This is a genomic window from Acinetobacter pittii (assembly GCF_022449185.1).
Classification (GTDB): Bacteria; Pseudomonadota; Gammaproteobacteria; order Pseudomonadales; family Moraxellaceae; genus Acinetobacter; species Acinetobacter pittii_I.
This window is the reverse complement of sequence record NZ_JAKUKO010000005.1, coordinates 1-20,892: the sequence shown is the minus strand read 5'-3', so window position 1 is coordinate 20,892 and position 20,892 is coordinate 1. Positions and strand designations below refer to the sequence as shown.

At 39.9% G+C, this 20,892-nt stretch carries 17 protein-coding genes; 9 read left to right on the top strand and 8 right to left on the bottom strand.

Annotation, left to right across the window (positions count from 1 at the left end; translation table 11 throughout):
- Positions 1–42 precede the first annotated feature (42 nt).
- Positions 43–1,458: an ethanolamine permease gene (eat, locus tag MKX14_RS12080; protein ID WP_170247869.1), complete on the bottom strand. Its 1,416-nt coding sequence runs from the start codon at positions 1,456–1,458 to the stop codon at positions 43–45.
- 181 nt (positions 1,459–1,639) lie between these two features.
- On the opposite strand from eat, the gene yerI reads away from it, so the two are divergent.
- The 3 genes from yerI to qhpR all read left to right on the top strand — a co-directional run bounded on the left by yerI (position 1,640) and on the right by qhpR (position 5,384).
- Positions 1,640–2,641: a phosphotransferase enzyme family protein gene (yerI, locus tag MKX14_RS12075; RefSeq protein ID WP_240282530.1), complete on the top strand. Its 1,002-nt coding sequence runs from the start codon at positions 1,640–1,642 to the stop codon at positions 2,639–2,641.
- A 74-nt stretch (positions 2,642–2,715) separates the two neighbouring features.
- Positions 2,716–4,041, top strand: coding sequence for a haloacid dehalogenase-like hydrolase (locus MKX14_RS12070; protein WP_240282529.1), 1,326 nt, complete (start codon positions 2,716–2,718; stop codon positions 4,039–4,041).
- Positions 4,042–4,349: 308 nt separating this feature from the next.
- Positions 4,350–5,384, top strand: coding sequence for an AraC-like transcriptional regulator QhpR (gene qhpR / locus MKX14_RS12065; RefSeq protein ID WP_240282683.1), 1,035 nt, complete (start codon positions 4,350–4,352; stop codon positions 5,382–5,384).
- A gap of 147 nt (positions 5,385–5,531) precedes the next feature.
- Here the strand turns inward: qhpR and MKX14_RS12060 are convergent, their stop codons facing one another.
- Together MKX14_RS12060 and MKX14_RS12055 are read right to left on the bottom strand one after the other, a co-directional pair.
- Entirely contained in the window at positions 5,532–6,872 is a 1,341-nt protein-coding gene (locus tag MKX14_RS12060; protein ID WP_240282528.1) for an aspartate aminotransferase family protein, read from the bottom strand.
- A 361-nt stretch (positions 6,873–7,233) separates the two neighbouring features.
- Positions 7,234–8,424, bottom strand: coding sequence for an MFS transporter (locus tag MKX14_RS12055; protein ID WP_240282527.1), 1,191 nt, complete (start codon positions 8,422–8,424; stop codon positions 7,234–7,236).
- Positions 8,425–8,527: 103 nt separating this feature from the next.
- Between MKX14_RS12055 and MKX14_RS12050 the strand changes: the two genes are divergently transcribed.
- The 6 genes from MKX14_RS12050 to MKX14_RS12025 all read left to right on the top strand — a co-directional run bounded on the left by MKX14_RS12050 (position 8,528) and on the right by MKX14_RS12025 (position 15,357).
- Positions 8,528–9,439 carry a LysR family transcriptional regulator gene (locus MKX14_RS12050; protein WP_240282526.1) on the top strand — a complete coding sequence of 304 codons (912 nt, stop codon included), beginning with the start codon at positions 8,528–8,530 and terminating at the stop codon, positions 9,437–9,439.
- Between the two features lie 360 nt (positions 9,440–9,799).
- Positions 9,800–12,439 (top strand): DNA mismatch repair protein MutS, encoded by a 2,640-nt coding sequence (mutS, locus tag MKX14_RS12045; RefSeq protein WP_002115830.1) that lies wholly within the window; start codon positions 9,800–9,802, stop codon positions 12,437–12,439.
- A gap of 61 nt (positions 12,440–12,500) precedes the next feature.
- Positions 12,501–13,031 (top strand): GNAT family N-acetyltransferase, encoded by a 531-nt coding sequence (locus tag MKX14_RS12040; RefSeq protein ID WP_240282525.1) that lies wholly within the window; start codon positions 12,501–12,503, stop codon positions 13,029–13,031.
- Between the two features lie 341 nt (positions 13,032–13,372).
- Positions 13,373–13,696, top strand: a complete 324-nt coding sequence (gene fdxA / locus MKX14_RS12035; protein ID WP_002051033.1) for a ferredoxin FdxA — start codon at positions 13,373–13,375, stop codon at positions 13,694–13,696.
- Positions 13,697–13,827: 131 nt separating this feature from the next.
- Entirely contained in the window at positions 13,828–14,550 is a 723-nt protein-coding gene (locus MKX14_RS12030; RefSeq protein ID WP_213067208.1) for a D-Ala-D-Ala carboxypeptidase family metallohydrolase, read from the top strand.
- A gap of 138 nt (positions 14,551–14,688) precedes the next feature.
- Positions 14,689–15,357: an O-methyltransferase gene (locus MKX14_RS12025; RefSeq protein ID WP_002115787.1), complete on the top strand. Its 669-nt coding sequence runs from the start codon at positions 14,689–14,691 to the stop codon at positions 15,355–15,357.
- A 116-nt stretch (positions 15,358–15,473) separates the two neighbouring features.
- Here the strand turns inward: MKX14_RS12025 and MKX14_RS12020 are convergent, their stop codons facing one another.
- The 5 genes from MKX14_RS12020 to paxB all read right to left on the bottom strand — a co-directional run.
- Positions 15,474–16,316, bottom strand: a complete 843-nt coding sequence (locus tag MKX14_RS12020) for a universal stress protein (RefSeq protein WP_002115820.1) — start codon at positions 16,314–16,316, stop codon at positions 15,474–15,476.
- A gap of 155 nt (positions 16,317–16,471) precedes the next feature.
- Positions 16,472–17,083, bottom strand: a complete 612-nt coding sequence (locus MKX14_RS12015; RefSeq protein WP_240282524.1) for an acyltransferase — start codon at positions 17,081–17,083, stop codon at positions 16,472–16,474.
- Positions 17,076–17,675 carry an IMPACT family protein gene (locus MKX14_RS12010; protein WP_032003907.1) on the bottom strand — a complete coding sequence of 200 codons (600 nt, stop codon included), beginning with the start codon at positions 17,673–17,675 and terminating at the stop codon, positions 17,076–17,078. The genes MKX14_RS12015 and MKX14_RS12010 overlap by 8 nt, the downstream gene beginning before the upstream one ends.
- A 91-nt stretch (positions 17,676–17,766) precedes the next feature.
- Entirely contained in the window at positions 17,767–18,963 is a 1,197-nt protein-coding gene (locus tag MKX14_RS12005; protein ID WP_133480571.1) for an HlyD family efflux transporter periplasmic adaptor subunit, read from the bottom strand.
- The coding region (paxB, locus tag MKX14_RS12000) for a type I secretion system permease/ATPase (protein WP_240282523.1) at positions 18,960–20,892 on the bottom strand (1,933 nt) is incomplete at its 5' end. The genes MKX14_RS12005 and paxB, both read right to left, overlap by 4 nt.

The following is a 20,892-nucleotide window of genomic DNA, read 5'->3' as shown; positions in this document are numbered from 1 at the left end:
AAAAAAGAGGCCGAAGCCTCTTTATTTTTAACCCACTTAAAATTAGTCATCAATCATGGCGAACTCTTGCTCAGGTGTGCCTTTCACTAAATGATGACGGCTATATAATAAGTAATAGAGTATAAATCCAACATAAATCAGCGCGGCCAATAACCAAACTTTTGGATTGACCATTAAACCTGCAACTACAGCAACAGCAGCGAGAACCAAGGCAATACAAGACGTCCACATTCCACCAGGCGTTTTATACGGGCGTGGTAATTCAGGGCGAGACAAACGTAATTTGATATGTGAAAGCATCATCAACACATAAGAAATTGTTGCGCCGAATACAGCCATTAAAATGAGTAAGTCACCCTCACCTGTTAAAGAAAGTAAGAAGCCGATAATACCCGGAATGATAATGGCCCAATATGGCGCTTTATTTTCATTGGTGAGCGATAAATTTTTTGGCAAATATCCCGCACGTGACAATGCAAAAATCTGACGCGAATATGCATAAATAATTGAGAAGAAACTTGCGACCAGTCCAGCAAGACCTACAAAGTTAACAAAGCTCGCTAACCATGTGTGCTGACCATACACAGCAATGAGTGCGTCAACCAAAGGTGCCCCTGAATTTTTTAAAGCATTTGAACCCGCTGCACCTGCTCCCAAAAATAAGATTAAAAGTGCAAACGATGCCAATATCAACATTGAACCAATCAAACCTCGTGGCAATGAACGTACTGGATCTTTTGCTTCTTCGGCAGCCAGTGGCACCCCTTCAACTGCAAGAAAAAACCAGATGGCATACGGTACTGCGGCCCATATTCCCATATAGCCAAACGGTAAAAAGCTACTTGCACCTGCATGAGAACTGACTGGAATATCAAATAAACGCGCACTTTCAAAATGTGGAAGCATCGCAACAATGAATACGACCAGTGCAATACAAGCAACGGCGGTAATTCCAAACATGATTTTAAGTGCTTCACCTGCACCTTTCAGATGAATACCCATAAAAACTAAATAACAAATTAGATAAACAGCCCAGCCGCCAATTCCAAAGAGTGATTCGCAATAAGAACCGATAAATACGGCAATGGCAGCAGGTGCAATTGCATATTCAATTAAAATCGCAGTCCCTGTGAGGTAACCTCCAAAAGGACCAAATGCAACGCGGGCAAAACTATAGCCACCGCCAGCGGTAGGTAACATCGTCGACATCTCAGACATCACAAAGCTCATGCAGAGATACATAAACGCAACGATGACTGTTGCAATAAAGAGTCCTCCCCAGCCACCTTGTGCCAGTCCAAAATTCCAACCCGCAAAGTCACCCGAAATGACATAAGAAACACCTAGCCCCACTAAAAGTAACCAACCAACTGCCCCCTTTTTTAACTGACGTTTTGCAAAATACTCTGCGTCCTGTTGTAGAGCACCCACATCTACGCTTAATTCTGACTCTTTCATTGTCGTATTGCCTTATCGACTAAATTTACACCACCAATAGTTGCGCAAAAGATATTCATAAAACTTGACAGCAAAACATCTCCCCGACCACTTGAAGTCAAGTTGATTCATTTTTTCTTTTATAAGATCGACGGCATCTCAACACAGAACGTGTTTAAAAATTAAATTGAGGAGTTGGGTTATGTCTGTAGAACAAAATGAATTTTTAAGCCAAGTTCAATTACAAATACTGGCAGAACAAGCAATTAAGCAATATCCCTCGGAATATCAAGGACAGGTCAAACTGCTGTGTCAGTCTGAAAATGCAACCTTTCAGATTTCAACTGGATCTACCCGATATGCACTTCGAATTCATCGTCCCAACTACCACAGCAAACTCGATATACAAAGTGAGCTTGAATGGTTAAATGCTTTAAATGCGAGTGGTATTCAAGTTCCTGTTGCGATTGCAGATCAATCAGGTGAGCGTGTCATTACTTTAAAACTATCGAATGATATTTATCGTTATGCAGTCCTTTTCAACTGGGTTGAGGGCGATATGCCAACTGTTGAAGTTGACCCCACTGCATTTGAGCAACTAGGACAAATTACCGCAAAGTTGCACGTCCATAGTAAGACATGGCAAGCGCCTAAAAACTTTCAACGTATTGTGTGGAATCATGAAACCATGATCGGTGCGGATGGACACTGGGGAAACTGGAAAAATGCACCTCATTTAAGACCTCAAGATCACGGCGTGATTGAAGAAGCCATCGCACAAATTTCGAAAGATTTAAATTTCTTTGGTAAAACCCAAGAACGCTATGGCCTAATTCATGCCGATTTGCGTTTAACCAATCTATTACTACAGCAAGAACGTATTGGTGTGATCGATTTTGATGACTGCGGCATGAGCTGGTTTATGCATGATCTCGCCGCCGCGATTAGCTTCAATGAACATTATGCAAATGCACCTCATTGGGTTGATTACTGGTTAAAGGGCTACGAGCGCGTAGGTCATATTCAGTCTGAAGAATATGAAATGATCCCGACTTTTATCATGCAACGCCGCATTCAAATGATGGCTTGGAATGGTTCTCACGCACAAACAGAAATGGCTCAAAGTCTTGGAGACCAATGGTCCAATGAAACTGTGCGTCTTTGTAAAAAATATCTAAACGGTCAAATGCCTGTAGGAATTTGAAAAGTGGTTTAGATCGCTTTTCTTCATTTTCAATTTTTAGTTTTTAAATTTTATAGAATTTAAAGGAAGGGTTTATGCAAGCTACCCATCAACTGAGCAAAGTTGCCAAAGCACTATTACTCACCAGTAGTCTGTCAAGTATCATTGCTCTAAGCGCATGTAATTACAACCCTATACAAAATACATCTCCCGCAGTCGCTATTCCCCAAAAGGAATATATACAAAAAGGTCAATGGGACGCTTTTAACTTTGACCAACTTAATCAATTAATTGCTACTTATGGAAAAGATAGCCCAAACTATAATCCTGAAAAACGCCCATATATTGTCACTGACTTTGACAATACTTCGGTATTTTTAGACATCGAAGAAGCAACGTTAATTTATCAGCTTGAACATTTAGCCTTTAATGTCACGCCAGAGCAGCTTAATCAGATTATTCGTAAAGGAATTAGCTCACAAAATTTTGAAGCAGCCTACAACAACCAGCAAGGCCAAGCCGTCAATATTGATAAAATTGCCCCAGATATTATTGCCAGCTACACATGGCTTTATCACCACTATAGCGGTCTAAAAGGTAAACAGAGTCTGGATCAAATTAAACAAGATCCACATTATCTCGATTTCATTACTAAAATGAGATATCTATATGCGGCAATTGGAGACACGTTTGATCATGAAGTTGCATATCCGTGGGTCACTTATTTATTTACTGGGCTTACCGAACAACAAGTCCGTAATTTGGTAAAAGCAACGGTAGCTTGGCAAATGCAGCAACCGATTGGACCTGTGACATGGACCTCTCCCTCAGCACTTTCGGGCCAAGCAGGCGTTGTGAAAACCAGTTGGGAAAATGGTTTAAGACCATACCGAGAAATGCAAAATCTATTTAAGACCTTTCAGGACAATGGCATTGATGTCTATGTCTGTTCGGCATCTTTTATTGATGTGATTAAGGAAATTATTTCTAATCCGGATATCGGCTACAACATTAATGAAAAAAATGCCTACGCGATGGAGTTGGAACGAGATGCACAAAACCGAATTTTACCCGAGTTTCGTCATGGCTATGCGCAAACTCAAGGTAAAGGCAAAACTGCAACCATCCAGCGTTTTTTAGTCTCTAAATATGGTTACGGACCAATTTTTATCGCAGGTGACAGTGAAGGCGATCAAAATATGATGCAAGATTTTGCGGCGACTCAGAAGGTTCTGATTATCAACCGATTGCGCAGTCCAAGTTCAGATATTGGAAAATTTTCTCAGCAGGCTGTACAGGGCTATGGTCAAGCCAATACTAAGTTTTTACTACAGGGCCGCGATGCCAATACAGGTCAATTTAGACCTTCAATGGCCAGTTTAAGTTATGGTGCGCAAACGGCAAAAACTACAAAAAATTAGTATTTCACTTATTTTCTCATGCCTACAATACATGTTGTATGCATGAGAAGCTGCTTAATTTCTTGTTTTAGTTCTGCCCTGTTTGTCTATCTCTAATGCATTTTCTGCCTTCTTTTAGTTCGCTACCCAACCTTAAATACAACTCTTGATCTCTTCTTAAAGAATCAAATCTGAAACTTAAAACAGCAACACATAAGTCATTATTTTATAAAAGTTTTTAACAACACAAAATCATGGACGTAAGCAAAAACTGGTATGGCTTTTGCTTAATATAAGAATAGTTAGGAATAAATATCATGAGACTTGACATGTTACATCTCAACCCAGCTCATCTTGTCGATTTAAATATGTGTAATCAAGGTGTATTGTCTGCAGCTGCCTCTGGATTAAGCGAGTTTATTCGTCAAAAAGGTGCAGATGTTGATCGCGTTTTAGGTATTAGTGGTATTAATCCTGAACTTCTAATCAGCCCAACGTTGAGCTTACAACTGCCCAATTATTGCAAAGTGCTAGAACAGGCGGCACTGGTTTCTGGTTGTGATAATTTTGGCCTGCATTATGGTCAACAGTTTCAACCGAAATCATTAGGGCTCATTGGGTACATTGGTCTTTGTTCAAATACATTAGAGTCTGCACTCATGAACATGACCAATAACTTTTATTTGCATCAGAAAGATACGCTTAATCGAATGGTCGATTTAGGAGATAGCTGGCGCATAGATTATCAAGTTCAACACGGCGCGATTTTAACTCGCCGCCAAGATGCAGAACTGACCATGGGCATGTTTATGAATGTGATCCGTGAAGTGATGGGTCCTCATTATTCACCACGCGCGATTCACTTTGAGCATACTCGACCTGAATTCTGGCAAGAACACAGCAAATTATTTAACGCGCCTGTTTATTTTGATCAGCCTTTTAACTCCATCATCATTTCAAAAAAAGACGTCCAGCATACTATGCCGGGGCGTGATTCTATTTTATTAACAGTAATTTTAGATACGCTGCTGTTACTCAATCGCTCTTCTCAATGCCAAAGTCTTGCAGATCAGGTTCGCTCTCACATCCAACTTGAACTGAGTGAAGGTGAACCAAATCTTGAAAAAATCGCTCACGATATTGGTTTAACCAGTTGCACCCTTACTCGCCGTTTAAAAAATGAAGGACTCACCTTTACCCATTTAGTCGATCAAGTTCGTTGTGAGTTGGCCGAGCATTATATTAAACAGAAAAATATTCCTATTTCAGAAATGGCATTCTTATTAGGTTACTCAGAAGTAAGTGCTTTATCTCGTGCGTTTAAACGCTGGTTTGGTGTTACACCACGTCAATTAAGACACTAAAACATTGCAAATACAGGCCTTGAATAAAGGCCTTTTTATTATTTAAGTAATTCGAAATAACTTTTATAGTCACAAAATAATAGAACAAAAAATACCCCTCAAATTAGATTTAACATCCAACTTGAAGGGTATTTTTTATAGAAGGTCTTACTTTAATTTTGTTAAGGCTTGATCCAAAGCGCCGACTAACCAATCGATATCTTTTATTTGGAAAGCCAAAGGTGGGCGCAGTTTCAATACATTGCCATAAGGACCTGCAACCGAGGTTAAAACTCGATGAGTGTTTCTGAGCTCTTCAATAAGGTTCAAAGCCAATGCTTTATTCGGCTCTTTTGTGACTCTATCTTTAACCAGTTCAAACCCTATAAACAAACCAGCGCCACGGACATCACCGACCATCTCATGTTTATCCATAAGTTTAGTGAGTTCTTTGAGAAGTAGCCCTCCCACATATTTACTATGGGTTTGCAATTCTTCTTCCTGAATGACTTTAAGTACAGCCTGTGCCGCTGCCATAGAAACAGGATTACCGCCAAAGGTATTAAAATATGGAATTTTATCGCTAAAAGCAGCAAGGACTTCACTCTTGGCTAAAAGCCCTGACACTGGCACCCCGTTACCCATTGGTTTACCTGTGGTAATGATATCAGGCACAACATTGTGGCGACCAAAGCCCCAGAACGAATCGCCAGTGCGCGCAAAACCTGGTTGTACTTCATCGGCAATAAAGATACCGCCATTGGCATGCACAACATCAACTGCTTTTTGTAAGAACCCAACAGGATTAGGCATGACACCGTCAGAAGAGAATATTGAGTCCGCTAAAAAACCTGCAAACTTGATGCCTTTTGCGTTCATATCATCAATTTGTTGCTGGATTTGCTGTGCGAACCATGTGCCCAAATCATCAGTTTGTATTCGATAATAATCGGGTGCTGGAACTAGACGAGTTGTCGCATCTAAAGGCTGCTCAGTTCCAAGCGCTGGAGAGCATCCTGAGGTTAAGCTACTGGTTCCATGATAGGATTCTTGAGACACAATGATTCCTGTGCCGCCGCTATATTCACGGGCAATACGAATCGCTAAATCATTTGCTTCCGAACCCGTACACATATACATGGCACGGTCAATTTCATCGGGAGTGGTTTGTAAGAGTTCTTCGGTATAATCCAAAATATTTTCATGTAAATAACGGGTATGGGTATTGAGCATTTTCATTTGCTCATTTACCGCTTCAATCACCGCAGGATGACAATGACCAATGCTGGCAACATTGTTGTAAACATCTAGATATTTATGACCTGCTGCATCCCATAAATATTGCCCCTGTCCTTTCACCAGATGCACGGGATTACGATAAAACAAGCGATAGGATTCACCTAAAATTTTATTTCTTTTATCTGTCAGTTTTCGGGTAGCATGATCCAGCTCAGCAGCATGTTCTGGACGAAAGCTATTGGTATCCATAATGGTTGAACGCGTACCCATGAATGACTCCTCTATTTATATTCAGCATACTTTTGCGCGAGACAATGACTGACGTAGGCAATTCATACTCTGATTCGAAATATTTCAGTATTTGTTTGAAGTTACGCAAACCATATTGCTTAAGTATCTTGAAAAAAACTTGACCTCAGACCACTCAAGCCACAATTTGAAGTCAACTTATTGGTCTTATATTCCTTGCTATAATTTTTCCAATAGAAAGTATTCGACCTTCAAGACTCACATACCAGAACATATTGAGATAACTTCAGAAAAATGTAGTGTTCAAATGGATGATGAGCCAGAGGCCAAAATTTTTTTAATCGACACTATTTTAATGTACGGAAAAATAGTGACTTTAGAATTAGCTTATGGGCACACGTTTAGCCAGCTTCTTTTGCAAAATAATAACCAATATTGGGAATCCTGCTGAGGAAATTGCGCATACCACCAGTAACGTATTTACACTTTGTGGCGTCATGCCATGAGCAGGTAATAAAAAGGCAGATAAGAAAAATGCAACTGTTGTCATCAAATACATGATTGACGACTGTAATGAAGAGAATCCAGCTCGTTGCCGATCATCAGGAAACTGAATCGTAACCACCGAAGATGACACCAAACGACAGTAAGATGCACCGAGAAATAAACTAATAAAAAGCGCTGCATGCTGATAGCCTAAAAATGGTATCAGTAAACTCAATATAAAAACTATGGTTGAACCTGTAGCCAGCATTAAAGCAGAAAAACGAGAGGTTAACATCCCTGTAATTTTTGTAGATAAATAACCTATCACGCCCCCGCTAAAGAAGAGCCAAGGTAGTAGGTCTTGGGAAGCGCCCAACTGCTGTATCATTAATGGTGCTAAAATAGGAATGACGAGCATAGGACTAAACTGTACGAGCGCATTACCAGAGGCGAACAGTATAGTATCTGCATCTAAAGATGGCGCAAGAAGCATGTCTAAAGAGGCTTGGTCTTTGGTTATGATGGATACAATTAATGGCAACGCCAATACACACAATGCACTTATAAGCCACAAAGCCACATGCCAACTGTAATGTGTACATAAAAATAATATAGTGGGCATTCCTACAATACTTACTATTGAAAATGACGCGATCACCGTCGCTAACATTTTTCCTCGTAAATTAGGCGGTGCATTGTTTATTAATATACTTATACCCACTCCCATTGTCGTACCGCCAACCAATCCTGCACAAAATCGTAGTGCAAGCAGAAGACTAAAACTGGTTGTGAATGTACTTAAAAGTGTTAGTAGGCCTAACAGTGCCATATTAATGATTAAAAAATGTTTCTTATTAAAACGATCAATCCAGTAAAAAGCAGTAACTCCCGAAATCACGGCACCAAGTGTGTACATACCAGACACATAGCCTGAGAATGAGACAGGCACTGCGAAATCTGTTGCCATAAAAACAAAAATAGGATTGAACACCATATATTCCAGTGCATTAGTGAACTGAACAAAAGCAATCGCTATCGCTATCTGCATGAGAGCTTTGTAGTGAAATGTTTGTGTAGCTAAGGGCATAGCAAGCCACCTATAGATAAAAGATATCCAAGTTTAACTACTATCAAGAATGTTTATTATGTGGTAAAAATGGCATTTATTATTATCAAATATGGGACAATTGATGCGTCCGACTTTGGATTTTAATGCCCTGAAAGTATTTATTGCTGTGGTGGAAAAAGAAAGTTTTGTTGGGGCATCGAAGCTCCTTGAAATGCCGACATCAAACGTTAGTCGCTATATTTCTCAATTAGAAGAAAAACTGGATCTTCAGCTCATTGAACGTAGCACCCGACATATGAAACTCACTCAGTCGGGACATCTACTCTATACCAGAGCAAAGCCATTACTAGAGGCACTTGAGCAAACTGAGACAGAATTAACATTGCGACAAATGCAACTCAAGGGTCCATTGCGTATCTGTATTCCCAATGAAATAGGTCCTGCATTACTAGGTTCTGTTATTGCCGAGTTCGCCTGTCAGTATCCAGACCTAGAGATCAGCTGCATCACAAATTTATCAGGTTTAGAGTCCCTGCGAGATGATCTGGATTTAGCTATCATTGTCACCCGTGGCCAGATGGATAACAGTGACTACATCGCCCGTCATCTGTTGACCATCCCGTACACCATTGTTGCAGCCCCCTCCATCATTCAGCGTTATGGCATCCCTTCTCATATCCAACAATTTGAAGAACTACCCTGTATTACAACGGTAAATGCCCTAAAAGGTGCTCCTTGGCAATTTGTTAATAAAAAGGGTGAATTCGAGACCATCAAGGTTAAAGGACATTATCGGGTAAACAGCGGAGAGATGGCTGGACAAGCTGCGCTATCAGGTATAGGTTTTGCAATTCTATCGAAACAAGCCTGCCAGCCCTTCGTTAATGATGGACGGTTAATCGAGGTTGAGTTTGAGCAATCGGCAGCTCCATTGCAATTGTTCGCACTTTATTCAGATCGGCGTTACTTACCCACTAAAACAAGAGCACTCATTGATTTTATGCAGCAGAAATTGAGTGATATATCTTCATAAGACCTGTCTTTTCATAAATATTTGTAAACCAGTACATTCCCCACTATAACTTCAAAGGATCACCCATCTTGATCTTGTCTATTAACCAAGCTACTAAAGCCACTTTTGGCCACTTTCTTTTTGTTGCTTATTTCCTCACTAATTTTAGGAATCCTTTTTGCCAATCAGCCTCAATTTGTTAAGATGGCTACAGTGAGAAAGAAGTTATTCTCACACACTTTTGACTGAATTTTGAAATAAAAAAAGTACACTAAAAGGTATACTTTTTTCTTAGATTAAGTCAGATTTACACAGAAGTTGTTAGAATTGGTTAGATGACCAAACGTAAAATATTACTGATTTTTTAAGGGTTTAATACGCATGAATAGCGCTGAAATCATGGCTGACTTATCTTCTCACACACCTATGATGCAGCAATATCTCAAAGTTAAAACGGACTATCAACATGCGTTGCTGTTCTACCGTATGGGTGACTTTTATGAACTCTTCTTTGAAGATGCTCATTTAGCAGCCAAACTTTTAGGCATTACCTTAACCCATCGTGGCAAAGCCAGTGGCCGACCTATTCCAATGGCGGGTGTTCCCTATCACTCAGCAGAAGGTTATTTGGCGCGTCTTGTCAAAGCCGGCCGCACGGTAGCTATTTGCGAACAAGTTGGAGAAGTAACAGGCAAAGGCCCTGTTGAACGTAAAGTTGTTCGTATTCTTACCCCTGGTACATTAACTGATGATGCATTACTCAGCAGTTATCAATCATCTAATCTCGTTTCATTGTGCATTCATCAAAACCAGATCGGTTTTGCTTTACTCGACTTAAGTGCAGGCATTTTTAAAGTTCAACAACAAGATTACAAGCCAGAACAATTACCTATTGAACTTGCGCGTTTAATGCCAAGTGAGATCTTGATTGATGAAGATTTGGTCGACACCAATATTATCGAACAAATTAAAAAGCATTTAGATTGCCCTGTTACTAAACGTCCAAATGTAGACTTCAATCTAAATAATGCACAAAAAACCTTATGTGATCAGTTTACTGTATCGACACTTTCAGGTTTTGGTTTAGACCCATTACCTTTAGCCAAAGCTGCTGCCGCTGCGCTTATTCACTATGCAAAAGAAACCCAAAAAACTGCATTACCGCATATTCGTTCAATCCAACTTGAACAAAGTACCGACTTTATTGCGCTCGACCCAATTACACGTCGCAACTTAGAAATTATTGAACCATTATTTGAACACGGAACATCATTATTTCAACTGGTAAATGATTGCCAAACTGCAATGGGTGGCCGTCTATTAAGCCGCACACTCATGCAACCAGTACGTGATACTGCATTGCTTGATGCTCGTTTAGATGCGATTGAGCAACTCATTCAGGGATATCACGAAAACCCAGTTCGTTTAGTGCTTAAAGAAATTGGTGATATTGAACGTGTGCTTAGCCGCGTTGCGCTAGGCAGTGCGCGACCACGTGATTTAGTGCAACTTCGTCATGCATGTGCACAAATTCCAGCTTTAAGAACGGCGTTAACTCCAGTCATTCAAGCGAAGAAATCTAAGTTATTAGTTCAACTAGATGAAGAACTTGGAGACTTCAAAGCACTTCATCAACATTTAATGGCAGCTATTGTTGAAAACCCACCGGTATTACTTCGTGATGGCAATGTAATTGCAGAGGGATATGATGCTGAGCTTGATGAATTACGCCAAATTCGTGATCATGCAGGTCAATTCTTAATTGATCTAGAAATTAAAGAGCGTGAACGTACAGGCATTAATACCCTTAAAATCGGCTATAACCGTGTAAGCGGTTACTACATCGAACTCACTCGTGCTCAAGCAGAACAAGCGCCAGCCGACTATATTCGTCGTCAGACTTTAAAGAATGCTGAACGCTACATTACCCCTGAGCTTAAGAGTTTTGAAGATAAAGTCCTGTCGAGCGAGTCACGTGCGCTGTCACGTGAAAAAGCATTATTCGAAGCTTTGCTTGAAAACCTTCGCGAAAATATCGCTCATCTACAAATGATGAGTTCAGCAATTGCTCAAATTGATGTCATTGCAAACTTTGCTCATCAAGCACGTTTAAACAATTGGGCGCGCCCTGAATTTACTCCGGAAACGGGCATTAAAATTCAGGCAGGTCGTCATCCTGTCGTTGAAGCATTAAATAAAGCACCATTTACCCCAAATGACACTTTCCTTGATGCTCAGCACCGCATGGCAATTATTACCGGTCCAAACATGGGCGGTAAATCAACCTTCATGCGCCAAACAGCATTAATCAGTTTACTTGCTTATTGCGGTAGCTATGTTCCGGCTAAAGCCGTCAAACTTGGTCCAATTGACCGAATTTTTACACGTATTGGTTCAGCCGACGATTTATCTACAGGCAAATCAACCTTTATGGTCGAGATGACTGAAACTTCGCAAATTCTGCATCATGCCACCAACCAGTCACTGGTGTTAATGGATGAGGTTGGCCGTGGAACCAGTACCTATGACGGTTTATCTTTAGCATGGGCATGTGTGGTCGACTTAACCAAGCGCGTAAAATGTTTATGTTTATTCGCGACTCATTATTTTGAGTTGACCGAACTTGGTAGTGAAGCAGGAATCGATAACTATCATGTCACGGCGCAAGAACTGAATGGCAATCTGATTTTATTGCATAAAGTTCAACAAGGCCCTGCAAGCCAAAGTCATGGTTTACAAGTTGCAAAATTAGCGGGTATTCCTGCCAATGTTATTAAAGAAGCGCAGAAGCGTTTACGCATTTTAGAAAAACAGCAGCAACAACATCTACAAACCAGCTTTCAAAATGATTTGTTTGCTCCACCAGATGCAAACTCTGGTTCACAAATCATAGAGAAAGTTGTCGAGATCGAAGTTTCATCCCCTGCTCTAGATTTACTTAAACAAATTGAAGTCGATAACTTATCGCCTCGTCAGGCACTTGAACAACTTTACGAGTTAAAAGCTGCACTCAAATCTTAATAAAGTAATTCCGAATAAGCAGGCTTAGGTCTGCTTATTCATATCGGAGAATAATATTTATATGATCTTAAGATCTTTACAAAATTCAGAAATCGATCTTATTTGGCAGCACATTAGCCGCCGTGAATTAATCACTCAAAACTACATACAAAAACAGCAAAAGCTAGAATTGGTTGATTGTTTTTTTGATGTACAAAATTGGGATTCATATCATTTAGAAAATGACCCACCTAAACTCAAACAACTCTTTGCACAAGGTTCAATATTTGTCGGTGCATTTGATGCTTCTGAAAAGCTCGTTGGTATAAGCGTAGTCTCAAATCAACTTATAGCGGATTACCCCCAAGCAAAATTACTCCACTATTTCTATGTCGATGCAAACCAACAAGGTCAAGGCATTGGAGCTAAGCTTATGCAAGCCGCAAAAGAGTCAGCCAAGCAACTCGGTGCAGACCAACTGTATATTTCAGCAACCCCAAGTCGACGCACTGTAGACTTCTATATGAAGCATGGCGCGCAACCGTTAAGTACTCCAGATCAACAACTTTGGCAGCTCGAACCTGAAGATATCCATTTACTATGTAAGCTTTAGCTCTAAAATTTAAGTTTTTTAGGAAAAAAACCGTAAATCAAAATTTGTAAAAGAAAAAATAAAAAGTTAAGGCGTTTAATAAAATAGACGCCTTGACTTAAATGACATCTAAATAATTAAATAAAATATTTTTTAAGTTATTGTTTTATAAAATATATTATTATTTTGATTTTATAGATTACGCTCTATTCACCATAGAAGATCTGTTTGATTATCAACGTATTAACTTATCTTCATATGCATGAATAAAGAATATCAATAAAAGCAATTGTTTGTTTACCCCTTTTTTGCCTAAAATAAGCTATTCGAAATGAAACCATATTTTTTAGGTAGCTGTCGCCATGACCTTTGTTGTCACTGAAAATTGTATTAAATGTAAATACCAAGATTGCGTAGAAGTTTGTCCTGTAGACTGTTTTTACGAAGGTCCGAATTTCCTAGTGATTAATCCGGATGAATGTATTGACTGTGCATTATGTGAACCAGAATGCCCGGCAAATGCAATTTTCTCTGAAGATGAGTTACCTGAAGGTCAAGAAGTATTTATTGAATTAAATGCTGAACTTTCTCAAAAATGGCCTAACATTACTCAAATTGGCGATCAACCAGCTGACCGTGAAGAATGGAACGGAAAACCTGATAAATTACAATATCTTGAAAAGTAATTTCAGAAAAGATCAGCAACTGCTGATCTTTTTTTATACCCTATTCAAACATTTCATTGCAAATTCCTCGTAATTTGTGCACTGTTTTGCATTAAAATACCCGCAATATTTATAAGTGCTTAATTTTTCTTATGCGGAAGTTTTTGCAGTGTCTGGTGCCCTTATGCATAATCCCAGCGATTATGGTAGGTTGTGTCAGCTCTCCCCAACACACAACAACAGGCAAAACCTCTCCAAGTGGTAAACGAATCTTTATTCCACAAGAGCGCGTTATTATCGAGCGCCCAATTCCCCCTAAAGTTGAGCCTGCATCTTATCGAAGTTGGTTAAGTTATGGTGAAAATTACCAACGTGTTCGTGAATACGAAAAATTCTTAACCCGAAATAACGTTGCAGGTATTGTGCCAAGCTTTGAGTTATTACGTTCAGCACGTGATTGGCAAAAATGTGGCCGCTCTGAATATGCAGTACCTAACCGCGAATTATGGGGAAATTCTTTATCTACCCTACGCGTATTTAAATATTTAGTTGCAGCAAAAGTTCTCACCGACTTTGAAGTGACCTCGGTTTACCGAGACTTACCTTTAAATGAATGTGCAGGCGGTGCAAGCTCATCTAAACATTTATTTAACTCGGCAATCGATTTCCGTATTGGCCCTGAGTTCCCACAAGCTCAAGATTATGCATTTATCGAAAATACCAAGTTTAAACTTTGTCAGTTCTGGGCTCAGCATGGTCAAAGCTTAAATATGGGTATTGGTCTATATAGTTCGGGGCAGATTCATATTGATACTCAAGGCTATCGTACTTGGGGCCCTGACCTCACCCGAAACAGTTCGATGTGTAATTTTTAATAAAAAAACTCCTTTCAACTGAAAGGAGTTTTTTTATTGTTCATTTCCCAATCAACCAAAATTTCTTGAAACGAAGATTTTTGCACTCTATGCATAAACGTTTAAAATAGCCCGATCAACATATAGGTAAATTTGATTATGCAGCAGATGTGGACAGACATTGACCAATATATCGATTCACATTTAATTCCCGAAGACCCGCGACTCGAATATGCATTAAAGAATACCGACGAACACGGCTTTTCAAATCATCTTGCAGTGGCTCCTAACCAAGGAATGTTCTTGCAGATGCTTATTCAAATGAATAAATGCAAACGAGTTTTAGAAATCGGAACCTTTGCTGCATACAGTACCATCTGGTTAGGTCGTGCCTTACCTGAAGATGGTTATTTACTCACAATAGAAGGCCGTGCTACTCATGCAGAAATGGCACAAAAAAATATCGATCATGCCAATCTTCCTGTAAAAGTTGATCTTCGAGCTGGCCGTGCTGCAGATATCCTTTCTGCGATTGATCCTCAATCTATCGAGCCTTTTGATTTTATTTTCATTGATGCAGATAAACAGGGTTATCCTGAATATTTAGAATTGAGTCTGAAATTCTCAAGATCAGGTACGATTATCGTACTCGATAATGTAATTCGAGCAGGTGATATTTTAAATCCTGACAATAAAAAACCGAGTATTGAAGGCATCCGTGAAATGTTTAAAGCCTTAGAAAATCATCCGCAAATATTGTCTTGTACAGCCTTACAAACAGTTGGCTCAAAAGGTCATGATGGCTTCGCAATTGCAATTGTGAAATAATGGTTAAAAAATCATCTTTTTTATTTTATTATTTATAATCAATTAATTACTTTTATTACTGTTGCTTTTCCATATAGTTATCCACAAGATTTGCGGATAACTATATGCAAATCTCATCATTTAGCGACGAGTAATGGTACAGTCGCGTTTCGGAATATAGTTGTCGCAATACTTCCCAAGAAGAACTGGTGAATTTTGCTATGGCTAAATGCTCCTAGCACAATGATCTGAATACCGTGCTCTTGTTGGTACTCTAAAATATTTTGTGCAACATCGCCATAACGGTAAACGGTGACTACATCGAGCCCCGCTTGTTTAAGATAATGTTCTGGTTCATTTAATATTTCTGGATGATCACCTACATACACCAAATGACATTGCAGTGTTCGCAATAAGTCACTTTGGGCAATACGGCGCATCATTTTTTGACAAGTTGGCGAATATTCATAAGCAAAGATAAATCGTGTTGGCACTTTAAAATTTTCACCAATGGTCAAAACAGTACAGTTCGCACCACGAATGAAGTTTTCAACATTGCTACCGATTGGTTTATGTTTTTCGGCTGCTCTTTCCCCGACTCGACCTAAAATAACGATGTCATTCTCATGTAAGAGATTAAAACTTTGTTCTAAAAAATCACCTTTTTCTTGAATTTTTGAACTAGTAATTCCGTGTTTTTCTTGAATAAGATCAGAAATATGGCGGAGTAAATTATTACTATAATCTAACGCGAGTTCACTTTGTTTTTGCTCTAGCTCAGCTAACTCTTTTAGCAGCATTGCATTGCTTTCAAAGCCGATTACCCCACTAATTTCACCAAGATGGTAACTGGCTGGGTAATAGTCCAGAATTTGTAATAATACAAGTTCCCGTCCGGTTGCTTTAGCAACCCATGCTGCTGCATCAGCAATAGCATTAATACACGGTGATGAGTCAATACACGCAATAACACGGTTCATGTTAGCCTCTCTTCTTCAGGTCTATTGCCTTGGAGATTATTATTAAAACTTAGCTTTAACTTAACATAGATAAAAATTGGTATGTTAAGGTTTATGTATAAAAACCAACTTTTTTGTTTAAAGATCAAACATTTTATTACATTCTTAAGACTGCATTATTCTCTTAAGCGAATAAATTTTGCGGGATTTCCGCCAACAATATGGTAGGGCTCAACATCTTTAGTCACCATACTATTCATCCCGACCACAGCATGTTTACCGATTTTTATACCATCTTTAATTCCCACATGCGCCCCCAACCAAACGTCTTGCTCAATTTCAATTCCTTTGGACGTAACTGGCTGTTGGTAAAGTGGACGGTCTAGTTGAATCCCATGATCAAATGCATATAAATGGCAATACGCGGCAATACGGACTTGATCATGCAACTTTATGCCCGTTCGTCCCCCATCTAAAATACAATGATGGTTAATTGCGACTTCATTGCCGATTTCCAGCGGTCCATGCAATGTGCAATCAGCCGCAATAAAACTATTATCCCCAATAATAATTTTGCGGCCTGGTTCAGCAAAAATATGTGCTAGCGGTGAAATAAAAGAATTTTCACCAATCTCAACTGTTTCCATATCCATTAAATAAGCTTGATATTCTTTTTGCCACTCTTCAGCCCAAGCACGGTTTTTAGGTTTTAAAGACCAATATAACCATGGCATATAGTTTAAGCGGTGCTTATGTTGCTCACGATATTTCAGTAAGGAATCAGTCATCAGTTAATTCCTCTTCAATTTTTAATTCTTCACGACCACGTGTTACGTCTCTGAGTTTTAAGGCGAGCGGTTCAATTTGATGTATCTGTAGTCTCGCTTCGATATCTACACCTGTTGCCGTGTAGGTTTCCTGATATTCAATCTGTTGTTGATTCAGTTCATATTGAAATATGGCCCACTCATTAAAATGACAAGAAAAGTGAATCGTCTTCTTTGCAATCAGTTCAATACGTTCAGCCAATAATAAACATTGTCCAGCACAGCCACCGTATGCTCTAACAAGGCCACCCGTTCCCAGTTTTATACCGCCATACCAGCGGTTAACCATCACAATAATATTCGTCAGGTCATTCCCTTCAATAGTCGCCAAGATTGGACGGCCTGCTGTTCCTGACGGTTCACCATCATCGTTAAAGCGTACGTTATGCCCAATTTTCCAAGCCCAACATTGGTGAGTGGTCGAGATATCCTTGTTGTATTCTAAAAATTCTTTAACCTGCTGTTCATTTTCTACTGGCGCAGCAATCGCCTGAAATCTACTTTTTTTAATTTCTTCTTCAAATGTAATCTGTGATGCAATCGTAAAAGCCATAAATAAGATAAAGCACAATAAAAATCAAATTATAACGTGAATTTAATAGAATCAAACCTATAAAAAAGCCCCGAATCTCGGGGCTTTTTTATTATCTTTCTCGTAGCGCTTCTTTGGCTTTATTAAATGGTTTAAGTAAGTAATCAAGTACTGTTTTTTGACCAGTACGAATATCTACTGTTGCCACCATACCCGGTGTAATACCAAACGCTTTACCTTCTTTATTGTAAAGCTTGTCAGAATCAGTGCGGATATAAACACGATAATAGAATTGATCCTGTTTTACTTCATCACGAATCGTGTCTGGTGAAATAACCGTAACCTTCCCTTTTAAACCACCATAAATTGAGTAGTCATAGGCAGTGATCTTAACCAGCGCTTCTTGCCCCGGACGAATAAAGGCAATGTCACGCGGCAAAATACGCGCTTCAATAAGCAATTGCTCATCAATCGGTACAATCGTCATCAATTTACCATTTTGCGGAATCACACCACCATGGGTAGTGACTGCAATTTCTTTTACAACACCACGTACCGGTGCTCTAAACACTGCACGATCTAAACTGTCACTACGACCGAGCACGATTTGTTGTTGCGTTTCGCTATCGGTATTGGCTTTAGATAACTCTTCACGCGCTTTCACATAGTACTGGTTTTGCGCATCATTCATTTTGTTTTGCAGGTCGTTTGCTTCACGACGTAAACGTAAAACCTCAACCTCACTAGCTGCACCTTTAGCCACCAGCGGTTCTGTCATTGCTAGTTCTTGTTGCACCAGTTGTAACGCCTGTCTTAAACCTGCAAGCGTTTGTTCAAGATCAGCACGTCGTGAGCGATATAATGCAGTTTCTTCTTGTACTAACTTTGGTTCTTTCATCACAATTTCAGGAAAAACCAAAGGTGTACCGTTTACTTCCGCACGTAAACGCGCTGCTGTCGCCTGAGCAGAGATCAGTAAAGATTTTGATTCACCAACATTTGATGCAAAACGGGTTGGATCAAGCTGCGCAAGAATTTCGCCTTTTTGAACGATGTCACCTTCTTGTACATTCAGCTTGGTTAAAATACCGCCTTCTAAAGACTGAATAACCTGCTCTTTAGATGATGGAATGACTTTACCTGTACCGGTAGAAACTTCTTCAAGTTTAAATACCCACGCCCAGATAAAGAAAATAACCAAGCCAATGCCCACAATCCAGATCACTAAACTGGCACGTGGTAACGGTGGCTCACTATAAGAGACATTCATTGAACGGGTGAGTTGTTGTTCTTGTTGTGGTTCGCTCATGAATTACCCCCTTGGCTCACTTGTTTTTGTTGGGCTGTTGATTGATTGAGTACCTGATCTCTTGGACCGTCCATCACGATTTTGCCTTCATTCACGACAATAATACGGTCTACAAGTTCTAATACAGCGCGGCGGTGGGTCGCAACGACCAAGGTCCGATGTGCCAGCCAACCTTTTAAATGATCAATCAGTTGTTTCTCTGCCACGTCATCAATCGCTGCTGTAGGTTCGTCTAACAATAAAATGTTAGGTTGACGAATCAATAGACGAGCCAGTAACAACGCTTGTTTCTGACCACCAGAGAAACCAACACCACCTTCTAAAATCAGGTGATCTAGCCCTTCTTTTTTCTCTTGGACAAAAGGTAATGCACCAGTCACGACTAATGCACGAAGAATCTCTTCATCCGTTGCAAGCGGTGCACCTAAAGTGAGGTTTTCACGAATCGTACCGTAGAAAAGGTGCGCATTCTGGTTCAGTAAACCCATATCACGACGTACATCAGACGGATCAATTAATGAAAGATCCAGACCATCTAAATGTACTGTGCCTTGAGTTGGAACTTGCATACCCGATAGAAGCTGGAGCAGTGTTGATTTACCTGCACCGTTACGCCCCAATATGGCAATTTTTTCACCTGCACGAATTTTTAAATGACGGATTGCCAAACTTGGTTTCGGGTCTTCTTCTCCATATTGGAATAAGACATTTTTTAATTCGTAATCGCCATTTAAAACTGCTTTGTGTACCAGATGCGAACGGTCTGCCTGATCGATCGGACGTTGCATGAGTTCATCAAGGCTTTGTTTGGCGACTTTTGCTTGCTGTAAACGCCCTAAAACACCTGTGATTTGGGCAATCGGTGCCAACATACGTGAAGATAAAATAGAACAAGCTACTAACGCACCTGTAGTCATTTCACCATCCATCACGGCAAAACATCCTACCAACACCACAATTGCATAGGTTAACCCTTGAAGCATTTGAGTCCATGCCATTAAGGTACCGACAATTTTACGCTGTCTCATCCCGATATCGGCTGAAACTTCGTTCATGTGGTTCCACTGGTTTTGGAAGCGAGACTCAGCACGTAATAGCTTAATATCTTCAATACCCTGCACCGCTTCAACAAGAATGGCATTACGGATTGATGATTCTCTCATGCCCTCTTGTGCGAGTTGCGCCAGCTTCTTCTGTGCCAGAATACCTGGCAAAAGCATAAGTGGCACAACCAACAACATCACCCAAAACAGTTTTCCACCAATAATCGCAAAAATGATCAGGAACAGGAAAAAGAATGGGAAATCGGCAATTGCACTAATGGTGGTTGAAGTCACCAGTTCACGAACACCTTCGAGTTCACGAATCTGGGAAATAAAACTACCTGTAGATTTTGAACGGTCTTTATTCTTGATGCGTAGGGCATGACCAAATACACGGTCAGACACCCGTAAGTCAGCACGTTTACCAATAATATCGGATAAGTACACTCGTGATATACGCAAGGTAAACTCAAAAAGTGCTGCAATGAGTACACCACCTGCCAACACCCATAGAGTCGGGATAGACTGAGATGGAACAACACGGTCATACACTTGCATTGAGAAAATAATGGTTGCCAGTGCCAATACGTTGGCAATCAGTGAGGCAAACATAATGTCAACGTAGCGTTTCCAGTCTCTTAAAACAATTGACCAGAACCAGCTTGCTTCGTATGGTTTGATATATTCATCAATACGCGCATCGGGAATAGACGTTTCAGGACGCAGAATATAGACATTCTTAATTGTTGTTTTTAAGACATCTAAGCTTAAATTTTGGGAAAGGCCACGATCTCCACTAAACTGGATACTGACATTTCCTTGAGTATCGGCCTTATCAATTACACCAACTTGTCCGTCATTAAACTCGACCATGACCGGTAAACGC

What these genes read in the sequence shown, in the direction of transcription:
- eat (WP_170247869.1), bottom strand. Translation starts at nt 1,458, where the DNA reads ATGAAAGAGTCAGAATTAAGCGTAGATGTGGGTGCTCTACAACAGGAC.
- yerI (WP_240282530.1), top strand. Translation starts at nt 1,640, where the DNA reads ATGTCTGTAGAACAAAATGAATTTTTAAGCCAAGTTCAATTACAAATA.
- MKX14_RS12070 (WP_240282529.1), top strand. Translation starts at nt 2,716, where the DNA reads ATGCAAGCTACCCATCAACTGAGCAAAGTTGCCAAAGCACTATTACTC.
- qhpR (WP_240282683.1), top strand. Translation starts at nt 4,350, where the DNA reads ATGTTACATCTCAACCCAGCTCATCTTGTCGATTTAAATATGTGTAAT.
- MKX14_RS12060 (WP_240282528.1), bottom strand. Translation starts at nt 6,872, where the DNA reads ATGGGTACGCGTTCAACCATTATGGATACCAATAGCTTTCGTCCAGAA.
- MKX14_RS12055 (WP_240282527.1), bottom strand. Translation starts at nt 8,424, where the DNA reads ATGCCCTTAGCTACACAAACATTTCACTACAAAGCTCTCATGCAGATA.
- MKX14_RS12050 (WP_240282526.1), top strand. Translation starts at nt 8,528, where the DNA reads ATGCGTCCGACTTTGGATTTTAATGCCCTGAAAGTATTTATTGCTGTG.
- mutS (WP_002115830.1), top strand. Translation starts at nt 9,800, where the DNA reads ATGAATAGCGCTGAAATCATGGCTGACTTATCTTCTCACACACCTATG.
- MKX14_RS12040 (WP_240282525.1), top strand. Translation starts at nt 12,501, where the DNA reads ATGATCTTAAGATCTTTACAAAATTCAGAAATCGATCTTATTTGGCAG.
- fdxA (WP_002051033.1), top strand. Translation starts at nt 13,373, where the DNA reads ATGACCTTTGTTGTCACTGAAAATTGTATTAAATGTAAATACCAAGAT.
- MKX14_RS12030 (WP_213067208.1), top strand. Translation starts at nt 13,828, where the DNA reads ATGCGGAAGTTTTTGCAGTGTCTGGTGCCCTTATGCATAATCCCAGCG.
- MKX14_RS12025 (WP_002115787.1), top strand. Translation starts at nt 14,689, where the DNA reads ATGCAGCAGATGTGGACAGACATTGACCAATATATCGATTCACATTTA.
- MKX14_RS12020 (WP_002115820.1), bottom strand. Translation starts at nt 16,316, where the DNA reads ATGAACCGTGTTATTGCGTGTATTGACTCATCACCGTGTATTAATGCT.
- MKX14_RS12015 (WP_240282524.1), bottom strand. Translation starts at nt 17,083, where the DNA reads ATGACTGATTCCTTACTGAAATATCGTGAGCAACATAAGCACCGCTTA.
- MKX14_RS12010 (WP_032003907.1), bottom strand. Translation starts at nt 17,675, where the DNA reads ATGGCTTTTACGATTGCATCACAGATTACATTTGAAGAAGAAATTAAA.
- MKX14_RS12005 (WP_133480571.1), bottom strand. Translation starts at nt 18,963, where the DNA reads ATGAGCGAACCACAACAAGAACAACAACTCACCCGTTCAATGAATGTC.